A 22457-nucleotide genomic window follows, 5' to 3' on the forward strand; every position below is an offset into this window, starting at 1 on the left:
AAATATATGATAAAATTTAACAAACATGTTAATAAAGTACTACCTTATGATAGACGGCAGTATAAAGAATACCTTCTTGGTGAGTTGGATCCGCCTACTAAATGGTATAGAGCGTCATTTCACTTGCTTATAGAAGAAAAGGAAATAAGTTTAATCCAATTTGTGGCTAATTATGAATGTTGGTTTAAAAATATAATATCGAGATTTGATAACAATTCATTTTGGATTGTAAATCATGACAAAACTGACGAAGGTTGGTTTCCTAATAACGAGGATAACTTGACCTGTTTAAGAGCTTTATTTAAACAAAATAATATTCCTAATGAATTTAAAGGCGCTTTAATTTTCTCGAAGGATGAGCTATTTAAATTGTCTAAAGATTTAATATCATACCCGTATGCGGTATTTAATGATGACCATAAATTTTATACAGATTTAGATATTTCACATGGTGAATTGCCATTTGTTATAAAAATACTTGATCATTTGAGTATTCACTTATTGAGTACTGATAAAGATCTTTTAAGAAGGGTTGTAAACGAAAGTTGCCAAGATATATTTATTATAAAACAAGGTAAGAATAAGTGGTAGGGCTACCGCAAGGGTGCCCCCGCATCCCACTTGTTGTAAGTATGCTTGGTACCGACTTATAGGACATGAAAGCCAGATATAAATGGAAAGGCTAGCTAGGTATCCAATGTGTTGCAAGTATCGGCGAAGGTGTGGAAGTACTTGTTCCCACCCCACACGGCGCGAGCATCCGGATAGGACATTAGGTGGGCTAGTCATGCCCCACATGCTAAGTAATGAAATACCCAAAAGAACCAAATATGATTACTGAAAACTATTGCTCATCTCAAACAAAGGAAGATACATCGCAATCAAAATCCCTCCGACAATAAAACCTAGGAAGAGCATAATGATGGGTGCCATCAGGCTGCTGAGTGTGGAAGTTTTGTATTCTACTTCTTCGATATAGTGTTCGGATATCTTTCCGAAAAACACATCGAGCTTATTGGTTTCCTCACCTATTTTGATTAACTGTATCATTTTAGAGGGAAAGACAGGGAATTGCTGGAGGCTTCCATGCAGGGATTTCCCGTTCATAATGTCAGTTTCTACTTTATGCAGGGAAGACTCTATAGGGTAATAACTGATCATCTGGCGGATCAGTGCGATAGCGCGCAGTAAAGGCAGTTTTGCATTGATCAGTAACCGCATAGAATTGCAAAAACGGGCCAAGTATACCTTTTGTACCAAGTTGCCGATCAGCGGGATTCGCAAAACTAAACCGGAAACAACCTGCCTGAATTTGTCAGTCTTCCGTGTAAACCAAACAAATATGCCAACGGTTAACAGGGATAAAATCCCTTGCCAGAAATGGTCGCCGAACGCATTGGATAAGCCCACGATCTTCATCGTGATCCAGGGCAGATGTCCGCCGAAGCGTTTAAAGACATCGGCAAACATCGGTACCACAAACCTGAGCATAAAGAATACCGCCCCCAAAGAAGTGCTTAATACAATGCAGGGGTAGGTAAGCGCAGATACCACCTGCCGGCGTTGTTTGATCTTGTGCTGGTAAAAGCTTGCCAGGTCCTGCAATACTTCTATCTGTTTACCTGTTTCTTCGCCGATCTGCAGGCTGTACACCTCGTAAAGGGAGAATTTGCCACTTTGCTGTAAGGCTTGTGAAAAAGAAGTGCCTGACAGGATAGCTGCCTGGATACCCTTGTAAAGTATTTTGTCTTTTTCCTTTTCCTGGTCAGCAGTGATAAGTTCAAAGCTGTTCTTCAGATCGATCCCGGCCTCAAGTAAAGAGCCGAGTTCCAGGTAGAGGTACTTTTTCTTCTTATCGGGAAGTTCCTTGCTGCCAAAACTAATTTCGCGGTTGAGCAGGTCAATCAGACTGCCTTTGTTTCTGGCTTCACCCTTTTCTTGGCCGCTCTTTTTCTTTTCGTATTGGGTCAGGTCAATTGCCGGCATTGATAGGTTGGTTGATCAGGTTTTCGGAACTATAGGTCTTCTCACAATGATAAGGAATTTCTTGCTTATCAAACAGCACGATAAAATCCAGCGCATCGATCCTAAATGAATGCTCCATATTTTGCGGTTCTTTTTCAAAACTTGTTATCACCTGCCGGGTTTGAACTTTAAATGTATCGTTTTTTAAGGACTTGCGGACGATGAAATCCGGACTAAAAACGTAAATGACATGGCTGCTGTCATGTTGCAGGCTAATTCCGCCGGTATCCGTCCGTAAAGAGTCGGCTTTTTCAAAGTCTCTTTTCAGCACATGATCCAAATCCGCAAGTAAGGCCAGTTCGCTGTTCTTTTTGTTAAATACCTGGTAATTACCAGAAATGAGAGTGAGTGCGGTATAGGTGATCGCAATGACGATTGCGGTTAGCAGCATCGTGATGGTCATTTCCAACAGCGTAAAAGCTTTGACTTTACTTTTCATTGCTCAGGATTTGATGGATTTCTGCTGTCTTTTGCCCGTTTGGGTCATAGGCAGTCATATATATATCTATTAAGGTCGGATCTCTTGGGTAGGGCTTAGTTTCCCGGGTAACCCGAAACTCCTCCATACTAAAAGTACTGTCTTCCGTATCGTCACCGGACTGGCGCAATGCTTTTTCCAGTAATGCGGCAGCTCTTAGTTTCTTGGCAGATAGGGACAGACGCATCACATTGGTGAAGATCGTCATTGCGATTCCAAAAACGACAAGAATGATCACCATAGCCACCAATACTTCCGGAAGGGTAGATGCCCTGAGCCTGTAATTCAGTTTGCTTCCAGCCATTGTAAAACTTTTTTCTTTTTATTGCTCGTAGGTAAAAGTTTGCTGCCCAGATAGTACCGAGAAAGGGCTTTCGAATCGATGGTCGTATTGATCAGGTAGTTTTCATACAGGGTAAAAGGAGTCCGGTACCAGAATCGGCTGGTAAAAACATTGCCATCTATCTCGCAGCCGTCATTGAGCTGCAAGACTCCCTGGGAATAGAGTTGTCCGCTTACCCTGCTGTTTTTGCCAAGAAAAATTAAAGGTTTTAAGGGATTGGCACTTTTTTCATAACTAAAGATGATCCCATTGATATGGCTTTTATCTCCAATTTGTATTTTTTCCTGAGATTTGATCAAATTATCACCTGTTCGGATAATCCCCAATACCGATGGGTAAGCGAATGAACAGTTTTTTCCGATACTGATGGAGTCCCTTGCAAAAAGCTGGCACCTGCCATGAAAGCCGCCCCGTACAACGATAGCTTTTGCAAATACGAGAATGTTATTGAGTGTGGACGTGCTGTCAATGATCAGCGTGGTATCTGATAAAAGGACCATGTTACCGGAAAGGAACTTCTGACTAAGTATGCTGGGATCTTTTTTGAAATTTATATATTGGGAAGGTTTTAAGAAAGAGTTCTTGAGTGAGTCCTTCAGGATAATTTGTGTTCCGCTAACTTGCTTGAAAAAAGCGTCCAGCCCGTTGATCCGGTTTTGGTTAAGGGGCGGCAGTTGTTTATCGCTGTTATGCTTGTTGCCTACGATCAATCTTCTATCCCCAGAATATGCGTGATTATCAATATAGGCCTGCTGTACACCTGCTTTGGGAATCCAGACATTACCCCGGATGCTGGTTTTACCGCTAAGGGAAAAGGGCCTGTCCTCATCGATCAGGTAAAGCGCCGCCCTTTTGTCTGAATCGATCTGATTAGCCAGAGAGAAAGCTTTGTAAAGCGTGTCTTTCTGAATAAAAGCTTTAGCTATCCCTACCTCGTAAAGGCCCCAGTCTGTTTTTTGCAGAGATACAGAATCAGCGTCCCCGCCAAAAAGACTAAACAGTTTTTCCCGTTGATAGGTACTGTCTGTATTGGCTGTTAAAATAACAATCCCGGATTGAAGGTTAGCTGCCAACTGGTCGTACCGGAACTTCTTTTGGTACTGCGCCCTGTAAAAGTAAGCGCTGCCAATCACTGCCGCGCAAAGCAAGCCGATGACGAGCGCGATAATGATCACGATATAAAGGGCAGACGCGCGAATCATTGGGCAGCAATAACAGGCTTGTTTTTTTTCTTTTTAAAGATATTGATCCTTTTCCAGAAGGATGCCGCGGTATCGGCCAGTAAAGTGCCGTTCTTCCAGTTCTTGACATTTATGATCGTACCGTCATCGTTCCAGTCTTTCCAGGGTCCGGTTTTCAATCCCTTGTCAAAGCGGCCTTGTTCTTTCAGGTTCTTATCGGAATAGTATTCCGTGTACAATCCATTGAGCAGCCTGCCGCTAAACCCGCCTTGCGTATAATGAATGGCGTTGGCGCTGTACCAGTAATAAAACAAACCGATCTTTGCAGTTGGTGCAGATCCCGCGGGCAGGGTTTCTGCCTGGATGATCTTGTCAGGCAGAACGATCCTGACCTTGTCGAATCCAAAACCGGGTACCTCTTGTGCAAATAGGTGCCCGGTGACCATTGTTAAAATTATGAGGAGTATTTTTTTCATAGGGGAGATGGCTTAAGCGTTATAAATTTGACTTTCCCGTTGAAGCTTACTTTTATGGAATCATGCAGGTTCCGGATCAGCCGGACCTGGTCCTTGGTTTCACCTTCAGCCAACATTTCGTCGCGGCCGTTGATACTAAGTAACGTGAGCGTTTTCTTGGAAACAGGGTTATGGATATAGCCCGAGTAGCGGATAAAGCTCCAGTTGATTCCTGATTTTACAGGTGCAATCGGATGCGCGAGATGTTTGACCGGAATAATTACCGTGGTGTCTTTGGCTTTGACCAATCCAAAGGGATCGCGATAATTGAGTAACAGTTTGGTCGTGTCCCGGGGGACCGCATAGTCATTGTAGGCCTCCTGCTTTACTGTAGGTGCTGTCATCGGTACGTCAACATTGCCCTTCATGCCCTGTAAAACTGAATAGATGATCAGTCCCCAAACGGCTGCCGTAACCAGCCCCAATATGTATATGGCATTTTTATGCTTTAACATCGCTTACTTCAAAATAAAACTTCTTAAAGAACTGGCTTGCCCTTCATTCCCGGCAGCGTCGATAGCTGTCACCTTCCAATAAACCTTGTCGGCCGAATTGCCAAGCGTGAAGCTGTACGAATTAGTGCTGGTATTAGTTGGGAAAGTACCGTTGTACAAGGAAACCGAATCGCTTTTAAAGACATAGACCTTGTAGCGTACAGCGGAACTAACCGGCATCCAGGACAAGCTAACCGGTAGCGCAACCGTTTGACCATCAAGCGGGCTGGTTAAACTTACCTGTGCAGGAGGCATATGGTCATAAGTGATGCTATTGATCATTGACCATTGCGACTGCGCTGTATCATTCTCTGCTCTCACACGCCACTGGTAGTTCTGGTCTTCAAGAAAGTTAAAGCTGAACTGCTGGCCGGGTACGACCACATTAGAAACCACTGCCGCTTCGTTGACAAAATTGTTGGTATCGAGTTCGAAGCGGTATTTAGTCGCGCCATACAAGTTGCCCCACTGAAAAACAGTGCTGCTTTGGTTGGTTATATCACCGCTGGCAGGCGCGGAAAGCCGTACAGATTGCTGCTTAATGGATGAGGCCAGTACGACGAAGTTTCTAGGGACGCTGTAAGCCGTTTGTGAACTGCCGTTGAGCGCCATTACCCGCCACTGGTAGGAACCTGGTGACAGGTTAATGCTGAATTTATTGCTGCTGATGACCGTATCGAGCACCAGGCTGCCAGGAGCCGTAAAGCTTTGAGAAACTACCTGTAAATGATAGGTCAAGGCATCTGCGACATCGTCCCACCAAAAATTAAGGGTATAACTGCTGCTCTGGTACTGATCAGCAGGCGCCTCCGGAAATACCTGGTATTTCTTAATAGAGGGTTCAATGAACTCCTTACAGGAGCCGAGCAGCAATAGTAAGCCAATAAACGTGATAAAAAGTTCAGGTAATGACCGGGTATTCATACCCAACTAAATTAGGAATTAGTTCCATTATTTTATTATTAGCCTGATAAAATATTAATAATCATAAAAAATCAATTAGAAACACTTCGACTTTTAACGCTGGAAATCTGTATTCTGAGCTACCAGGGAGAACCATTATGCATAGACTCGATAGACTTATCTAATAATCTCAAAATAATCAAATTAAATATTTGATTAATAATTTTAATATTTTATTATTGTTGAATAATAACCCAAACCTTAATACATCACAATTTTGAAACGCACTATCCAAACTATCTTTAAATACTACGCATTGCACCCATCCGTGCCATCGACTCAGTTTTTTCCATACTCCGCACAGGATAAGGAGATCTAATATTATTCTTCCAAAACTACTATATGAGAAAATTGTACCCCGTACGTATTTTGGCCCTGACGGCCTGTTTTTTCTTTTTTGGCAAAATCAACTTAATAGCCCAGATAAACCAGGCAGCAAGTTCCGGAGACATTTATTCCCCGCCGTCTCCGAACGCGTCGGCTCTGCTTAAATATGCCAATGTTCCGGTTGATGAACATGCAGGAATTGCTTCCGTCGTTTTGCCGATTGATAAATTATCCGGAAGGCAATTATCTGTACCTGTCACACTAAGTTATCATGGTTCTGGCAACAAAGTACAAGATTTAGCCAGTAATGTCGGTCTTGGATTTGTCCTGAATTCAGGCGGCGTAATTACACGCGTAATGCGGGGATTGCCGGATGAATCGGCGCATGGATACCAGTATTACGGTACGAAGGTTTCCTCAAATTCTATCGACTCAGCCTATCTGAACGCCACGATGAACAATAACATCGATGGGGAGCCGGATATGTTTTATTTTAATTTCCTCGGACATACCGGTAAAATGGTAATTGATACACTGGGTAATGCACAATACCTGCCAGACCAGGGGATTCGCGTTATCCGCCATCCTATACACAACAATCCTGATTCCACGAACAATAGCTGGGTATTAAAAGACCTATATGGTGTAACCTATGAGTTTGGGAGCGACACTTCCGCCCGTGAAACCACTGTCGTTAATTTAGCCGGAAAGCCATTAAATCAGGCGATTACTTATATATCAAGCTGGTATCTTAAAAAGATAACTACCGCTGATGGCGCTGAAACGATGAATTTTACTTATACATCGGGTCCGAATATGAATTATGAGCAATACAGGAAAGTGTTAACTTATAATATTCATTACTATTGCGTTGACAAGCGTAAAGGTTTATTTTCCAGTGCCATCTCGCATAAGGAAACACTTTCTGTCGTCAATGCAGACACGACGGACATTAGCACCGTCATCGAAGTATTAAGTCCTAAATATTTATCGGGCATCTATAATGATATGGGGTCAATTACTTTTTCTTATTCAGCCCGGCAGGATGTTTCGGGGGGGGAATCCCTCTACCAAATTAAAGTCTTTAATATTTACGACGCTGCTACACCCTTACGAACCTTTACATTCAATGAAAGTTATTTCTTTAGTCCTAACCCTAATAGCGCCACTGACCCTGATTCCCAGCGGCTTCGGCTCGACTGCGTGACCTTACAAGGACGAAGTTCTGAAATTAAGCAACTTTATTCATTTGCCTACAATCTACAAACATTGTTGCCGCCGCGTAATTCAAATGATTTTGATCATTGGGGGTACTACACTACGTTGGATAAACGCGGTGGGGCACCGTCGACGAACGTTACCCAGGATAAATACGGGAACTACGTGGAAGGGTTTGAAATGAGGGTTCCTGATTCCAGCCGGATGCAGGCCTGCATATTAACCAGGGTTAGGAATCTAAATGGCGGATATACTGCTTTTGCTTACGAAGCAAATACCTATAAATATGACGGCGTTTCGTATTTTGGTGGTGGAATTCGCATCAAAACAATCACTGAACTGGACAGCCTTGGCCAGGTTATACCTATCGTTACCAAGTATAGCTATCAGGCTGACAATGGCGAAACAAGTGGTATGATATTTAATCCTAAACCTTATTATATCCAAAACATTACCAACTACCAGGCGGGAACTGTAGTAAAGCCCATACCTAGTTTACTGTCTTACGAAATTAATAATTTAAAAAAACCGTTAACCATTATTTCGACCTCGGCAGAAGTGGCCATTGCGCTGGCGGCTCCCGAACTTGATGTCGCAGGGCTGGTCATCGATTTTGGAATAACCATATTGGCTCCGGCAGTTGCTGACGTATTTCAATTCCTGTTTCACCGTACGCACGTATATCATTATGATAGCCCGCCATTTTCCGTGTCATCAACGCCGTTAAATAACTTGTTTGACATTAATGGTGCAAGTGTCACATACAGTCAGGTTACCAAGACAAACGGGGATGGTGGTTATACAATGAATTACTATACCAGTCAACAGGAATACCCTGACAGTGCCAGTGCCGTGCAGTTAAATATACATGCGGAACAAATCAAAACCAAATTCGGAAATTCCGGATCTTATCCCCCAAATACCTCTTTTGACTTTGAACGCGGATTTCTTAAACAAAGCAAGCTGTTTGACAACAATAATAACCTGGTCAGTCAGGTCACCAACACTTATCAAAAAAGTAAACGGATAAGTGTAGTATCCGGTCAGCGCTCTTCAGTGAGCGGCTACGCGGCACTTGCAAACGGCAATTTCCAGGTTATTACTTATAACGTTGGTATCTACCGGGAAATAGCTGAAAATATTCAACTTGTTAGGAGCACTACACAAATATACGACCAGAATCTCAGTGGAGCGGCAATAACGGCGACTAATTCTTATACCTGGCAGCCCTCTTATCCAACCTTGGTGCATTCACAAAGCACCTTGCGCAGTGATGGGAAAATGCTGGTTGGTTACACATCCTACCCAACGGACTACGCCGCAGGTACGGCTTTTATCGACGATATGGTCAGACATAATATGAATGCCGTGCCGATTGAGTCCGTCCTTACCCTGCAGGATTCAACCGGAAATATTTCTGTTACCAATGCAATGATTCACCATTTTAAAGCCGGTGGCTTAGGCCTGCTGGATACGGTGTATAGCTGGACTACGAGCGTTCCAGTTCCTGTTTCAGGCTTTAAATTTTCTAACCATGCAGCTGGCTCCATAGCCGGCGCATCGACTGTCTTCGGAAAAGACAGTCGCTATATTGCAAAGTCTTTTTACCAGTCCTATGACAGCAAAAATAACCTGGTACAATCACAAAACCTTGGAGAGCCGTCTTCGAGCGTGATCTGGGGATATCATCAGGATCAGCCCATCGCGCAAATCAGTAATGCGATGATCAGCCAGGTTGCTTACACGGGTTTTGAAACAAACGACCAGCGTTTCTGGACATTTGCTGCCGCCGGCAGAGATTCATCAGGGCAGGCAAAAACAGGGAAGATTCGTTACCAACTCGGTAGCGGGCCGGTTAATACTACCGCGCAGCTTCCTGCGGGGACCTATATATTGTCACTTTGGACACAGGGAGCCAAGCCCGGCATTAGCGGAACAACTAACGACGTATCCATTGTCAACGGCGAGAGCGACAGTAATTCCTGGAACTTTTATATGGACAGGATCACCCTGTCGGCCAATGCTACAGTCACGCTTACTGGATCCGGCCTTATTGATGAGGTGCGATTGTATCCGCAGGGAGCGCATATGAGTACAATGGCAATGATCCCACAGGTTGGGGTGTTGACGACAACCTCCAAGGACGATAAAGTAAATAGTTATGAATATGATGCATTGAACAGGTTGGTAACCGAAAGAGATGACCAATACAATATTTTGAAACAGTATAGTTATTCAAATATACCACCTGCACCGTGTGCAACTTCCTCCGATTCCTGGATTGGCGTAAGCCCGGTATGTTTCACTGATCAAACAAATGTTAAACCCACAGTAAGTAATTATAGCTCAACTGCTACCAATAGTTACGGAACAATACTGACAGCATTTAGCAGAACAAAAGCAGAAACCGGCTACCAGGCGAAGATAAATTTCACGGTGAGTTTTTCCGATAATACAACATACAGCAGTTCGGCATCTATTATCAAAAATGGAACAAGTACGGTAATAGGCTTGCCGCTTACTGGCAAGTCTGCAGAATCTGTAACCAATATAGGCATAGATTCAATTATCAATTTAACAGACGATTACGGAGCTGCTTACCAGAAATTCCAAAATAGAGAACGTACTCGCGATAGTTATATTGAATCCAATACTATAACTGGAGGAATCGGTCCCTACATCGCGCCAATCCGTACCAATGGATGCCCAACCGCTTTTACTAACAGAGCCCAAACGGGTTTTGCCAGAAACAATTGCACAACTGGCGGCGGTTCAACGGTATCTTATGTGGTTCCGGCTGGAACCTATTCTGCCTCTACACAGGCGGCAGCTGATTCTCTTGCAATGGTGAACGGTCAGGCTTATGCGAACGCAAATGGAACATGCACGGCATCTGATACATCCTTTATGGGAACGAATGTAACGTGTATAACAGGATCAACAGATTCGGGCACACCAACGCTCAGCGCTTATGCTGTTTTATTTAATTATGTACCGGAAGTCGGTATTGCTGCAGCAACATTAACCAGAACATCAGCTGAGGCAGCCCACGATGCCATCATTACTTATCAAATATCTTTTGCTGACGGTACCTCCGCGACTTATACAGTACCCATGTATAAAAACCAGCTGTCCATTAATCTATCTTTGCCGTTAACAGGTTATGCTATTGCCAGTGTAAAAGGCGTTTCCGTTACCGGTGCAGTTTATAATGGACTGAAGAGACGCTTCTACACGACGCGGGTTCGTTATATAAATGGGGTTGCTGACGGCTACTCAGAACCGAATAGTACCGGTACTTATTATTTGGCAGCTTTAGAGGATCCGGGAGCTTGCAGTACCTGGTATTATAACGTTGCGCAAACAGGCTTCCTTCGCAATAATTGCACGGGCGGTAACCCTGGTTTACCGTTTTCCTACACTGTTGCCGCACACAGCGACAGTTCCATGGTTTCGCAAATGTATGCTGATGCGCTTTCCAGAGCCAGGGGCCAGGCCTATGTAAACGCCGCAGGCTCCTGCTACATCAACTCCGGAGGGTATGCAACAACCTTTGCCGGAAATGGTCAAAGCGGATATATAAACGGTGCACCACATTTTGCTGAATTCAGTCAGCCTCAATTTTGTGCCATAGATTTAAATCAAAATATATACGTGGTCGATGGAATTCATGCCAGTAAGATTAGGAAAGTTACGCCGGACGGGCATGTGTCGACCTTAGCCGGCAGTGATACGGTGGGGATGGTTGACGGCGTAGGTGCGGTAGCAAAGTTTGGTTCTATAAATGGTATGTGTACCGACAGTTACGGGAACATCTACGTTTGTGATACTTATGTGCATACCATCAGAAAAATAACATCCTCGGGGGTAGTGTCGACATTTGATAACAATAGCGGGAAAGGATATTTAAATGTCAACAATGTTAATATCAGCATAGGTTCGTCAAATTCCGGCAACATTTATATATGGGATGTCCACAACAATATTATCCGGCGGATATCTGCGTCCGGAGCAGGTGCAACATTCGCAGGGAACGGAACAAACGGTTACGTAGACGGACCGGTAAATAGTGCGGAATTTAGCAATATATCATCATTTGCTATTGATAATAACGGCACGGTATATATACTTGACAATAACCGCATCCGTAAAATCAGCAACGGCGTAGTATCCACCCTCGCGGGCGATGGGTCCCTTTGGGGCTTCAAGGATGGCCATGGGACGGCAGTGAAATTCGGTCAATTATCTTCAATAACAGTCGATCAATCCGGTTATCTGTATGCGGGAGATATCGGGGACAATTGTATCCGTAAAATTTCACCTTCAGGCGATGTGACGACCATTACCGCATATAATCTGACTTACCAAGGCAATAACCAACCGGTAGACGGGCCTGTATTTAACCCTTCGGTTATTTACCGGGCGTATAGCATAATTATCGATTCTTCCGGGAGCTTGTACTTCATTGATTTTCCTCATCCGGCTTTGCGGAAAATCACCTTTCCATCAAATTAATTAACAGGGCAATATAATCAGGGAACATAAAATAATAAATATGTCGCTTAAACCTTTACCGTCAATGTTTTTAAAAAGAATAAAAAAACAGGCTATTTATTTGGTGTGGCTGATTTCTATTTTTTGCTGTACAAAAAGTTTTGGGCAGACTCCAAATACCAATTACATCCGTATCCGGATGCCTCAAATAGCTGTAAAAGATACCGCAAAACTTGACACGGTACCCGTGCAGCGAATGGCGGTAATGGTTCAGTACCAGGATGCATTGGGACGCGCTTCACAAAAAATTCAGTTGCAGGCATCTCCCAACCAGATGGATGTGATTATACCCTATACCTACGATAATATGGGAAGGTCGGTTAAAGCTTATTTACCCTATGTTGATGAAAGTACAACGAGTACCAAGATCGGTACTTTACGTTCCAATGCTTTTACAAACGCTGTCAGTTTTTACAATCCTGCGGCCCCCGGCGCTCTAAAAATGGCAACCGATTCGGCACCTTATATTCAAACCGTATTTGAACGATCGCCATTAGGAAGGGTAAATGAGCAGGGTGCATTAGGAACCGTCTTTCAACCAGGTACCGGGCATACTGCGCGGACGAGTTATAATATAAATTTAAGTAACGATGGTATCGCGTATTATCCTGTTACAAATGGTACACTTTCAGTAGTCAGCTTATACAATCAAAGTGTCCTTACCAAAACCGTTCTTACTGACGGCAACGGACATCGGACTGCCATATGGAAAGACCTCCAGGGAAAGGAAATTTCGCGTTCGCAGCTCGACGCACCATCTCTCTATTATAGTACCGATTATATTTATAATGATTTAAACCAGTTAATCAATGTCATAACGCCAGCAGGAAAAAAACAATTATCTAATCCAGGTTCATCATTTCAAACTATCCTGGCACAACAATCCTATACGTTTCGTTATGATTCTATAGGCAGATTAGTTGAAAAAAAGATACCCGGTAAAGGCTGGGTATACGCCATTTATAACCATTCTGACCATCAGGTTTTAAGTCAAGATTCAAATATGCGGGCAAAAAATCAATGGTTGTTTACAAAATATGATGCGGAAGGGAGAATGGTGCAGATTGGGCTGTATATCAACACCACAGTGATCTCGCGAAAGAGCATGCAAGCTTTCTGTGATCATAATTTTACAACGTTATGGGAAACGTGGCAACCAGGTGTGGGTTATACAAATAGCGCCTTTCCGCAGCAGAGCGCAATCCCTGCATCAACGCCGTTAATTGTCTATTCCGAGAATTATTATGATGATTATTCATTTACCGCGGCTGATGGAAAGCCTTTCAAGGCCAATCTTTTTAACACTGTCGCTACCCAGCGCACTATGGGCATGCTCACTGGCAGCTCGGTATGCGTTTTAGGCACTTCAAACCAGCGAATGGTAACAGTTAATTATTATGATCAGCAGAACAGGTTGATCCAACAACAGGCGGATAACCATTTAGGTCAAGTGAACATCATCAACAGTCAATACGATTATTTGGGCCGGGTCAAAAGAAGCCAGCGTATTACCACAGCGATAGCAGGCAGCCCGATTACGGTTCGTGATTCTTTCGTTTATGACCACTTTAACCGTTTAACTGACACTTACGAGAGTTTCCAGGGAGGAGCAAAAATTGACATCTCACATAACGTTTATAACGAAATAGGGCAGAAAGTCAGCGAGGGCCTACATTCCACCAATTATACGGGCCCCGGGAGTACGGGATATACTTTTGCTCAAACACAAGAATTTCGTTATAACATAAGGACTGAATTGAGCAGTATAAATAACGGCACACTGACTTATGACAGCGGATTAACGCAAAGTGATCCGAATGCGCTATTTGGGGAGTCCATCAGTTATTCAGGTTCGTCACCCATAAATGCGACACCACAATACAATGGGAATATTTCCGGGGTGATGTGGCGCAATAAAATTGAACAAACTGGGCTGACGGGTTTAACTACCGGCGGGCAGGGCTATGCTTTTACTTATGACAATGTGAACAGGTTAACGCAAAGTAATTATTTTACGCAAGCAGGGTCTAATTCCTTCGCTCAAAGTACCACCGGTGCCTTTACCGAAAAGGTGAAGGCTTATGATGAGCTTGGTAATATAGACACATTGCAACGGAGAGATAAAAACGGCAATTTGCTCAATAATCTGGCCTATAACTATTCAAATGGCAATCAAATTTCTTCAATAAGTGACGTCGGTTCGCAAAACATAGGTGGTACATTTACTTACGATGGAAATGGCAATATGACCAGCGATTCAAGAAAGGGTATTATCTTAACATATAATTTATTCGATCTGGTTGATACGGTTAAACAAGGAAATAATAAACTGATTTTTACCTATGATGGTCATGGTCATAAATTATATAAACAACTTATTTCTTCATCAGGCGGGGTGATCAGCCAACGCCATTATATTGATAAAGTAGAAGTAACGGCATCGAGTTCTATTGCTTTTGACGGGAAAGTGGACAATATTAAAATGGATGAAGGGCGGATCATTAATAACGGCTCAAATAGTTTCCAATATGAGTACTATTTGCAAGACCACCTTTACAGCAACCGGGTCACATTCAGGCCTAATGCAGATGGAACTATAAATCTTGGTTCTGTACAAAATCTATACCCCTTGGGAGCGGATATGGGAGATGCTACCATGAACTATTCTGCGTCACCGCAAAACCTATATATATATGAAGGCAAAGAGGAAAATCCAGAATTGGGTCTGAATAATTATGATTTTGGTGCAAGGAATTATGACCCTATCTTAGGCCGGTGGAATAGTATAGATCCGCTTGCAGAAAATTTCGGTGATCTATCACCTTATAATTATGTTGAAAATAACCCTTTGAACTTGACCGATCCCGACGGTATGCAACCTCTTGGAACTATTCCACAGGTTGATCCCTACGTTTCCGGCGCACAAAAAAGCTCTGGTGTGGTATCCAAAAGCGGTTTTGGATTGAGCGGTTGGGCGGGAGTAGGTAGTTCTGCTGTTTTTCAATTTATTGCTGGTAACAATGCATTCAGTCCAAAAGTTTCTTTTACAGATTGGAACAGACTTTCTTCGGTGGAAAGAATCCGTATTAATGCCAATCAGGGGGGTGACGACCCTTATTTGAGAAGCGTAGCAGCACAAATGACCAGAGAGTGGTATTACGGTACAGGGCCAAGTAATCGTTTATTTTATAATGATGTAGTGGCAAAGGCATTACAATATTCACATGGAGCTAACGCTGCTAGGACATACTTTTATAATAAATATAAAAACACTAAAGACTTATCAAATGCTTCGGTTGTTAACTTTGATGCGAGTTTTGGTATCCACGGATTAGTTAGAGCCGGATTAAATCCCATCCAACAATTTGTCGGTTCTTTCAAAGTGAGCATTTATACGAGTGGAAACAATTTGATGTTTTCCGTATATAATGTTACTTCATGGGAATCTTTTACAGATGGTTTTGGATCAAATTGGGAAAGAACTGAAAACCCTAGGATGGGAAATACATATCAAAATTATATTTGGTTTGAACCAATTAAAGACCATAAATGAAGACAGTAATAAATATTAAGGCAACAATTCTCATACTCGTGATGGTATGCTCGCTTATTTCATGCAATAAATTTTATTCGAATCGAAAATTGATTGGACGTTATTATCTCCAACATAACAAATTTGGAAAATCAATATGTTATAGAGTTGACGATGATGGCAATTGTGTAGAATTGGTTAACGGTGCATTTGGTAAGATTGGTTTCGATGACAATTATATCATAGTTGAGCGTAGTAAAAATGAGTACTTAATTATCATTATATATAAGCAAATCAATTACTTTCCTGAAAAAGGTATATTAGGTCCATTTAATTTAAAAGACTTTAATAAACAAAAGACTACTTTAAACATAAAAGCTGATTTTAATATCGACACTAATTAAACGATCAACGATTAATGGTTAGATTATCACGCGACAATGGTTAAATGTAAGATTAAATTCGAATGATGGTTATGCTAATCAGGGGGGGATCCTCAATTTCCAAGAGGTGCAATGGGTGCAAAAAAAGTTCCATACTATGGTAATTTCTTAGGTCCAGGACCTGACGGTAATCCTTATAACTTAACAGGCTACAATGGAAAACGTTTAAAACCCATAGATATGTTGGATGCCGCAGCACAGCGACATGATTATGCTTATTATAGACATCATACGGGTGGTGTTAGCGGAGCATTATGAGATGATAGTGTTGGCGCTACTGACAGAGAACTTGCATATAATGCTTGGGTAGTTGTTGACATGTATGCAAAGGGACTGAACGATACCATAACTCATCAGCCTATAAGTAAAGCAGAATATGAGTGGGCATCGAGAGTTGAAGAGGCATTTTGTATCTTAGGAAGTTTGAAACTTATCGGAAATATGTTTGGAAGATAACTTCAAACTTTTAACATCAATAGCTTGACTCGTTGATATATAATGTTTTTATAGTCGTTTTTATAGACCTTAACTATTATTCATAAAATGAAGAAGATAATATTAATTACTGTTACATTAGTCTTTATTGGGCTTATTATTGTTTTTATAAGATTTGTAACGGGGGTAACCTCAATTTCTGAACCTATCAGACAATATAAATATTCTGGCAGTCTAAATCAATTAGTATCTTGTATAAAAAAATATACTCTCACCGATCAAAATGTGAGCTTTGAAATTACAGACACTACAGGTAATATTAAAAATGGTTATGCTGTATATATAACTATTTACCTTAAAGATGACCTGCATAATATTGAATATGGTTTGAAATGTAAAGAAAATAATTCTAATAGTGGCTCTATAAATACCATTATTAAACTTGTTAAAGCTTATGATAAATCCAATAACACAGGTGGATATTACATAGATGGCAAAGGAGTTAAACCGTTGGTAAATACCTTTGAGGTTAACTTTTTAGTGCCTTTGCGAAATACTCAAAAATTAAAATCGCGCCTTTATAATAGTTTGAAAGCATACAGCCCGGCCAAACCAGCCGGGCTTTTTTATGCATAATGGTTGCCAGTATAGCTGTTTATACCTCTATAGGTATATCTGTTAATGCGTTTGTTTTTAGGCCTACTACAAGTTGTGTTTTTATGGCACCCAAAAACCTATTCTACTTGGCTTTACCGCCGGTGGCGGTAAGGGGTTAGCAAACCTGCGCGACTTGGTTTGCCTCTTTAGCTACATATACAAGTAGTACTGCGGAAATAGCTATTGAATGATTGTTGGGTAATCTCTAAAATCGCAAGAAAAAAATACTTAATTGGAGATTATGATGAATGAGACCACACCATTTCGGCGCAAGCTGACCCCCTGTTTCAGGGCAAACTGACCCACCAAAACGCGTAGCAAATGCTGTAGAAGTAACCATCTTTTGAGGGCAAAAGACCTGTTCTAAGATGGCCAATTTGACAATCAGCGAGTAAGATTAGAAAGATTTTAAGCATGAACAGCCAGGGGCGCAGCACGCGATTTATAGCTGCCCAGATTGATTCATCCCGGAATACCGTAAGATAGTACATGGCCATCCTTAAGAATAGCGGCTTTACTTTTGAAGAAGTTAATAACCTGAATGATAAGGAACTGGAAGACCTTTTCGGCAAGACCAGGGAAAACAACCAGCCAAGCAGCCGTATGCAATCCATGCAGCGCTGCTTCCCCCACGTCGATAAAGAGCTTAAAAAGACTGGTATGAACCGGCAGATCTTGTGGGAAGCCTATATCAAAGAGTTCCCAGAGGGCTATAAGTATACCCAGTTTTGCACGTATTACAACCAGTGGAAGACCAAGGTCAATCCGACCATGCACATGGATCACAAGGCCGGGGACAAACTGTACGTCGATTTTGCGGGTAAAAAGGTGAGCTATACGGACAAAGAAACCGGTGAAGTCATTGAAGTATAAGTTTTGTGGCAATCTTGTTTATCCTGCCTGATAATGAACTGGATACCGAAAGTGTTAACTTTTTTCATGCCCTTTTTCTCCTTTATTTGATAAAATTAGTTTCAATTTGGTATTGAAACCTTCGATTTTCGGTATCAAAAAGGGGCAAAAAAGACCATAATTTATGGCGTTTTTAGATTTGTAATAACTGTATAACAGTTCGTTAAACCACTTTTCAATACCTCGAAGGTAAAAATTGAAAACAGATTACGGAATAGGTATAGTAAAGCTTGAGAAAGTTTGGTATTATTTGATATGACTAAAAACGTAAAAGTCTGTAAATCAATTAATTTACAGGCTTTTTAAAACTATTTAAGGTGAGTTTTGTGCACCCAACTGGGCAATTCTCGAACCATTTTATTGATGATTTAAAGAAGCTGGCTTCCTTAACATCTTGATGGATACCTTGGCAGGAACTTACTCTTTGGAAAAATTCAACGCTCCGGGTACGATCTAAATTTCAAATCAGATGTCTAACTACGCACTTAGGAATCTAACTTAATGGAAAAGTAGGCAATTAGTGTAAGGTTCTGCTGAAAACAAGGCCATGAACATACCCGTTTCGCGATGTCTTAGCCGGCTAATCATGAATATTTATTACTAAAAATCCGCCCTTCTCTCACCTGGTTCGATATGGCTGCTCAACCGATACTTAATCCAGTACCGCCAGGCTTTCTTTTCTCCGGCAGTGGTTAATTTTCTTCAGGGCAAGCTGATAATCAACTGAAAGAGACTGCCGGGCTTTGGCCATAATACCGAATACCTGGTCTGCCTCGATCTTCTTGATCTTATTTTGAGTCGCGCTGCTGGTAAAAAGGTCCAGCACAGTTGTCATGTAGCAAAGGTAGACATGGAATTCCTGGTTGTTCTTTATGGTTTTTTGCAGTAGATCCAGCGCTTCGGTATCACGGTCAGCCGGCACTGTCCCTAGCAATTGCGTGATCTTCGTCTGCCATGCGTTTCGCTGGGTCGAAAGATGCTGAATGGTTTGTTGGTACGAGGTGATCGTTTGTGCGTTTTCTTTCAGTTGGATCAGGTGGTTCAGTAATTCGTTGTTTTCAGGGGATTCGGGGATATGTTTGATGGTATGGATCATGGCCCTGATCTTCGCTGCAATATCGTCGGACACCATTTGGTCCGTGATCTGCTTGATGGTCTTTTTATGGGTAGAAATACGTACGATCTCCCGGAAATAACGGATGATATCCCGCGGTAACCCGCCGGCAAAACAATAGGCCAGACAGAAGAAGGTCATGGGATTGCCAATAACGCGTCTTTGCAACAAGGTCGTGGTATCTTTCAGAGTGAAATTGTCGACGAATACCACGCTGTCAAAAGAACTGTCGAAAACGTCGCGGAATGGCATACCGCGCCGTTCAAAATTGCTCATCGCGTTTTCAGATACGGAGATCAGAAAAAAACAGTTCGGTACACCGAATACGGATTTAATCTCGTTTAAAAACTCCTGGGCCACTTCGTCGGATTCCAATTTATCCAGTTCATCTATGCCGATGATAATTGGATAGGTCAGCTGCAGACCGGTCAGATAATCCCGGAAAGCTGCGATGATTTCAGGATAGGACATTTGACGTTCGGCAAAGGTCATTGCTTTATTCATTCCACCTTCCAAGGCGAAAGGCAGTTTGAGGGCTCCTGACCAACCAGTGGTAAAAGATTGCTGGAATTTGATCCTTTTCAGCCAGGTGATGGAAGCATTTAGGTTAGGCCTTTCTTCTAAGCGGCGTTTTAAAGCTTCCCGTTTCATCAACCCTTCCTGTTGTAACTTACGTGCCTGTTTTTCCCTACTGGTCAACAACGGGGTTATTAAAGAGGTTCGTTGATAAAACATCATAAAAAACATAATCACGAACAAGCCCGCTGCCCAGGCGAGTAATTTCGCGCCAGTGTCCGCTGACGGGATGATCGCATCCAAGATACGATTTTCCATGCCAGGACTGGAATCAACAATGGTATCTGTTTTTTCTACAGGGGTTATATTTAACGATTTGAGGCTGTCTGGCCTTGCTTTGTTTTTAACTGAAACTTCTTTGACACTATCAATATTTGATTGTTTCTCTGGCACAGGCACTGCAATAGCGTGGGCTTTTCTACCAGGATCAGAGCCCCAAAAAACGCCAACTACTCCCAGGTAGATCAATATCGCGCAGGCAAAAGGCAGCACGCGCCGGATGGTCCTGATCAGCGTGCGTTGATCGACCATGCTTTCGACTACGGCTTCTTCATAAGTCAGTTTTTCAAAGTCGACAAACTCGTTTCCCGCTTCTTCCCGCAACACACTGAAACAGGTGGTTTTGAAGAGATGGAGGATAAAATCCCGTGATTCATATTTAACGGGTGCCACGGCCATGACGGGGATGGCTGCCTTTTGTTTAATCTTGGTTTCGGTACGGTCCTGCCCGCAATAGGACTGTATCAGAGTACTTTTGCCGGCGCCGCGGGAACCGGCAATGCCGATAGCACCACCAGGCATACTGTTTAACAGAAAGTTAAGCTTTTCCTTCGCTTCTGTATTGATCGTGTTGCCAGCGCTCATGACTTCACCCAGCCCGGTCGCTGTAAAACCTTCAAAACGTATGGTATAATTTAGCTTAAGCTGCCCGTTGATCAGGCGGCGGATCAGTTCCTTGATGCCTTTATCCTGCAGGTTCTGGATGATCTGTTTATCCATATTAACCAGCCGTTCTTGCCCGGTTTCATAACTCTGAATGGCACTGGAATCGTGGCTGTTAAAAAAGCGGGTATAGTAACCGGTCAAATACCATTTCCGTATTTTGCCGGTTCCCCAGTATAAGAGAATGAATAATAAAATACTGGTCACAACTGCGACACCCAATTTATACCAGCTATTGCTGAGCATATCGTAGATTATTCCAATTGACCATTTGTGGCCTAAATTACTGATCAGTGGCGGAATCGTGAATGATAAGGCCGCCACAATCTCGCCGAAGGTTAGCCAGTTATTGTCCGGGAATTCGTTTTTACCGAGCAGGGCTGATATGCGGAACATAAGTGGATTGCCCTTTTTGATATCTTCGAGCGTCTTTTCAAGGGTATCATAATCACTGACCAGTGTTGAAACGGTTGAAAACAATTGCTGGCTTTCCGCCAGGATCAATTCCCGCAAGCGTTCTGCCGTGAGGCGGGCTCGCGTGAGATCTGCTGTAAACTCGCTGTCCTTGATGGCAGTTTCGATCTGGGCACTAAATACGCTGACAAAGGGATAAGGCATATAAAAAATTCTGAAAGGTTTGACCAAAGATAATAGTTTAACCATTCAATGAGATGATTTAAATACTTGTGGATCAGGCCGCCATCAATCATTTTTCGATAATTTGTTTCTGAAAATTAGATGCAATCGAAAAAGTATCCGAATAATTTGATTTGCTTAGATTGAGTTTGAAAGAACTTAGACAATTCTTAGATAAATATTGTCCAAACTTCCGTTGGATTCTTCAACTGTTCATCGTAACAAAATTATTATAAGTAAGCTGTTAACGGTAATAAATAGTTATCCTTAGTTGGATGGTAGTGAGATTGACCTAAAAGATTTGCTCCCATTGTTAATAGATTCCCGATATTGCGGTTTATTAAACCTGATTCATTATGCAGTTTTTTCTGGCCGACTATATACATCCGCAAAAGCTAATGGGATATACCACCGAGATTAGCAAGATAGCATCAAATCTCAGTTTGGTCAAACCATTGGCTGACAATGTCAAGGAAAAGGCGGCGACGGGACAACATACGCCGTTTACACAGATGACCGTTTCCGGACGCTGGATTGTCGTATATACGGCTAACGGCGTTAACGATGAGGATACGATGATGTATTTTACGGATTTCCGGGTCGAACTGGACGCCAGTGCCATTTCCCATATGGTTTCTGCAAATTCATTAGGTAACATGAAGGTGTTGCAATTCCGTTACGACGGCGTCTATAAGGATACCATGGATGTTTTTGACATAACCTACTGCAATACCGGGGAAAGGATATTAAAAAGCAATCTGGTGGTTTGCGACTCAGATCAGCAAGTGTTGGATGTGGCGAAGGCCTTAAATGTTTTGCCGATGATTACATCGGTCAAAGACTCGGACAAAATTAAGGTGGTGATGGCCGATGAAAAAATAGAGGATGGCGATATACTGACTGTGAACGCTTTCGCGCTTATTCGTTTTGCGAAAACAGCGACCGAACAAGCAGGTTTTGGCTATTTGAAGCTCTATGATCTGACCAATAACTATGCTCTGATCGATGATTTTGCCAAAGCATTAGAACAGTTGGGGGGCAAATTTGACCGCGCCGTCTTTGTGGAAAAATTCAATCCTGTCCGTTGGAATTAACGAGCAAAAAAATTAAGC

16 protein-coding genes are annotated in these 22457 nt (G+C 42.3%); 8 read left to right on the forward strand and 8 right to left on the reverse strand.

Annotation, left to right across the window (positions count from 1 at the left end; genetic code table 11):
* Positions 1-6 precede the first annotated feature (6 nt).
* Positions 7-591: a hypothetical protein gene (locus ACQY4U_RS15165; RefSeq protein ID WP_428330286.1), complete on the forward strand. Its 585-nt coding sequence runs from the start codon at positions 7-9 to the stop codon at positions 589-591.
* Positions 592-834: 243 nt separating this feature from the next.
* Here ACQY4U_RS15165 and ACQY4U_RS15170 read toward each other — a convergent pair whose 3' ends face one another.
* The 7 genes from ACQY4U_RS15170 to ACQY4U_RS15200 are packed head-to-tail and all read right to left on the reverse strand — an operon-like array spanning position 835 to position 5960.
* Complete coding sequence (locus ACQY4U_RS15170) at positions 835-1986, reverse strand: type II secretion system F family protein (RefSeq protein WP_428330287.1); 1152 nt, start codon at positions 1984-1986, stop codon at positions 835-837.
* Complete coding sequence (locus ACQY4U_RS15175) at positions 1973-2464, reverse strand: PulJ/GspJ family protein (RefSeq protein ID WP_428330288.1); 492 nt, start codon at positions 2462-2464, stop codon at positions 1973-1975. Before ACQY4U_RS15175 ends, ACQY4U_RS15170 begins: the two co-directional genes overlap by 14 nt.
* A complete protein-coding gene (locus tag ACQY4U_RS15180) occupies positions 2454-2807 on the reverse strand; it encodes a type II secretion system protein (protein ID WP_428330289.1) in 354 nt (117 codons plus the stop codon). The genes ACQY4U_RS15175 and ACQY4U_RS15180 overlap by 11 nt, the downstream gene beginning before the upstream one ends.
* The gene (locus ACQY4U_RS15185) at positions 2789-4048 is read right to left on the reverse strand and encodes a hypothetical protein (RefSeq protein ID WP_428330290.1); all 1260 of its coding nucleotides are present in this window, start codon (positions 4046-4048) and stop codon (positions 2789-2791) included. The genes ACQY4U_RS15180 and ACQY4U_RS15185 overlap by 19 nt, the downstream gene beginning before the upstream one ends.
* Positions 4045-4503, reverse strand: a complete 459-nt coding sequence (locus tag ACQY4U_RS15190; RefSeq protein ID WP_428330291.1) for a toxin-antitoxin system YwqK family antitoxin — start codon at positions 4501-4503, stop codon at positions 4045-4047. Before ACQY4U_RS15190 ends, ACQY4U_RS15185 begins: the two co-directional genes overlap by 4 nt.
* Positions 4500-4997, reverse strand: coding sequence for a hypothetical protein (locus ACQY4U_RS15195; RefSeq protein ID WP_428330292.1), 498 nt, complete (start codon positions 4995-4997; stop codon positions 4500-4502). Before ACQY4U_RS15195 ends, ACQY4U_RS15190 begins: the two co-directional genes overlap by 4 nt.
* A gap of 3 nt (positions 4998-5000) precedes the next feature.
* On the reverse strand, positions 5001-5960 hold the full coding sequence (locus ACQY4U_RS15200; RefSeq protein ID WP_428330293.1) for a hypothetical protein: 960 nt from the start codon (positions 5958-5960) through the stop codon (positions 5001-5003).
* 381 nt (positions 5961-6341) lie between these two features.
* Between ACQY4U_RS15200 and ACQY4U_RS15205 the strand changes: the two genes are divergently transcribed.
* From ACQY4U_RS15205 to ACQY4U_RS15230, 6 genes are all read left to right on the forward strand, one after another.
* Positions 6342-12059 carry a DUF5977 domain-containing protein gene (locus tag ACQY4U_RS15205; protein WP_428330294.1) on the forward strand — a complete coding sequence of 1906 codons (5718 nt, stop codon included), beginning with the start codon at positions 6342-6344 and terminating at the stop codon, positions 12057-12059.
* Positions 12060-12099: 40 nt separating this feature from the next.
* Positions 12100-15651 (forward strand): DUF6443 domain-containing protein, encoded by a 3552-nt coding sequence (locus ACQY4U_RS15210; protein ID WP_428330295.1) that lies wholly within the window; start codon positions 12100-12102, stop codon positions 15649-15651.
* On the forward strand, positions 15648-16034 hold the full coding sequence (locus ACQY4U_RS15215) for a hypothetical protein (RefSeq protein ID WP_428330296.1): 387 nt from the start codon (positions 15648-15650) through the stop codon (positions 16032-16034). Before ACQY4U_RS15210 ends, ACQY4U_RS15215 begins: the two co-directional genes overlap by 4 nt.
* A 111-nt stretch (positions 16035-16145) precedes the next feature.
* Complete coding sequence (locus tag ACQY4U_RS15220) at positions 16146-16331, forward strand: hypothetical protein (protein WP_428330297.1); 186 nt, start codon at positions 16146-16148, stop codon at positions 16329-16331.
* A 285-nt stretch (positions 16332-16616) separates the two neighbouring features.
* Positions 16617-17144: a hypothetical protein gene (locus ACQY4U_RS15225; RefSeq protein ID WP_428330298.1), complete on the forward strand. Its 528-nt coding sequence runs from the start codon at positions 16617-16619 to the stop codon at positions 17142-17144.
* Between the two features lie 510 nt (positions 17145-17654).
* Entirely contained in the window at positions 17655-18038 is a 384-nt protein-coding gene (locus ACQY4U_RS15230) for a hypothetical protein (protein WP_428330299.1), read from the forward strand.
* Between the two features lie 691 nt (positions 18039-18729).
* Here the strand turns inward: ACQY4U_RS15230 and ACQY4U_RS15235 are convergent.
* Positions 18730-21372 carry a P-loop NTPase fold protein gene (locus ACQY4U_RS15235; protein WP_428330300.1) on the reverse strand — a complete coding sequence of 881 codons (2643 nt, stop codon included), beginning with the start codon at positions 21370-21372 and terminating at the stop codon, positions 18730-18732.
* Positions 21373-21701: 329 nt separating this feature from the next.
* Between ACQY4U_RS15235 and ACQY4U_RS15240 the strand changes: the two genes are divergently transcribed.
* Complete coding sequence (locus ACQY4U_RS15240) at positions 21702-22439, forward strand: hypothetical protein (RefSeq protein ID WP_428330301.1); 738 nt, start codon at positions 21702-21704, stop codon at positions 22437-22439.
* Positions 22440-22457: the final 18 nt, after the last annotated feature.

Source organism: Mucilaginibacter sp. (assembly GCF_965277465.1).
Lineage (GTDB): Bacteria > Bacteroidota > Bacteroidia > Sphingobacteriales > Sphingobacteriaceae > Mucilaginibacter.

Excerpts from the sequence above, each read along its gene's own strand:
- ACQY4U_RS15165 (WP_428330286.1), top strand. The coding sequence starts at position 7 with ATGATAAAATTTAACAAACATGTTAATAAAGTACTACCTTATGATAGA.
- ACQY4U_RS15170 (WP_428330287.1), bottom strand. The coding sequence starts at position 1,986 with ATGCCGGCAATTGACCTGACCCAATACGAAAAGAAAAAGAGCGGCCAA.
- ACQY4U_RS15175 (WP_428330288.1), bottom strand. The coding sequence starts at position 2,464 with ATGAAAAGTAAAGTCAAAGCTTTTACGCTGTTGGAAATGACCATCACG.
- ACQY4U_RS15180 (WP_428330289.1), bottom strand. The coding sequence starts at position 2,807 with ATGGCTGGAAGCAAACTGAATTACAGGCTCAGGGCATCTACCCTTCCG.
- ACQY4U_RS15185 (WP_428330290.1), bottom strand. The coding sequence starts at position 4,048 with ATGATTCGCGCGTCTGCCCTTTATATCGTGATCATTATCGCGCTCGTC.
- ACQY4U_RS15190 (WP_428330291.1), bottom strand. The coding sequence starts at position 4,503 with ATGAAAAAAATACTCCTCATAATTTTAACAATGGTCACCGGGCACCTA.
- ACQY4U_RS15195 (WP_428330292.1), bottom strand. The coding sequence starts at position 4,997 with ATGTTAAAGCATAAAAATGCCATATACATATTGGGGCTGGTTACGGCA.
- ACQY4U_RS15200 (WP_428330293.1), bottom strand. The coding sequence starts at position 5,960 with ATGAATACCCGGTCATTACCTGAACTTTTTATCACGTTTATTGGCTTA.
- ACQY4U_RS15205 (WP_428330294.1), top strand. The coding sequence starts at position 6,342 with ATGAGAAAATTGTACCCCGTACGTATTTTGGCCCTGACGGCCTGTTTT.
- ACQY4U_RS15210 (WP_428330295.1), top strand. The coding sequence starts at position 12,100 with ATGTCGCTTAAACCTTTACCGTCAATGTTTTTAAAAAGAATAAAAAAA.
- ACQY4U_RS15215 (WP_428330296.1), top strand. The coding sequence starts at position 15,648 with ATGAAGACAGTAATAAATATTAAGGCAACAATTCTCATACTCGTGATG.
- ACQY4U_RS15220 (WP_428330297.1), top strand. The coding sequence starts at position 16,146 with ATGGGTGCAAAAAAAGTTCCATACTATGGTAATTTCTTAGGTCCAGGA.
- ACQY4U_RS15225 (WP_428330298.1), top strand. The coding sequence starts at position 16,617 with ATGAAGAAGATAATATTAATTACTGTTACATTAGTCTTTATTGGGCTT.
- ACQY4U_RS15230 (WP_428330299.1), top strand. The coding sequence starts at position 17,655 with ATGGCCATCCTTAAGAATAGCGGCTTTACTTTTGAAGAAGTTAATAAC.
- ACQY4U_RS15235 (WP_428330300.1), bottom strand. The coding sequence starts at position 21,372 with ATGGTTAAACTATTATCTTTGGTCAAACCTTTCAGAATTTTTTATATG.
- ACQY4U_RS15240 (WP_428330301.1), top strand. The coding sequence starts at position 21,702 with ATGCAGTTTTTTCTGGCCGACTATATACATCCGCAAAAGCTAATGGGA.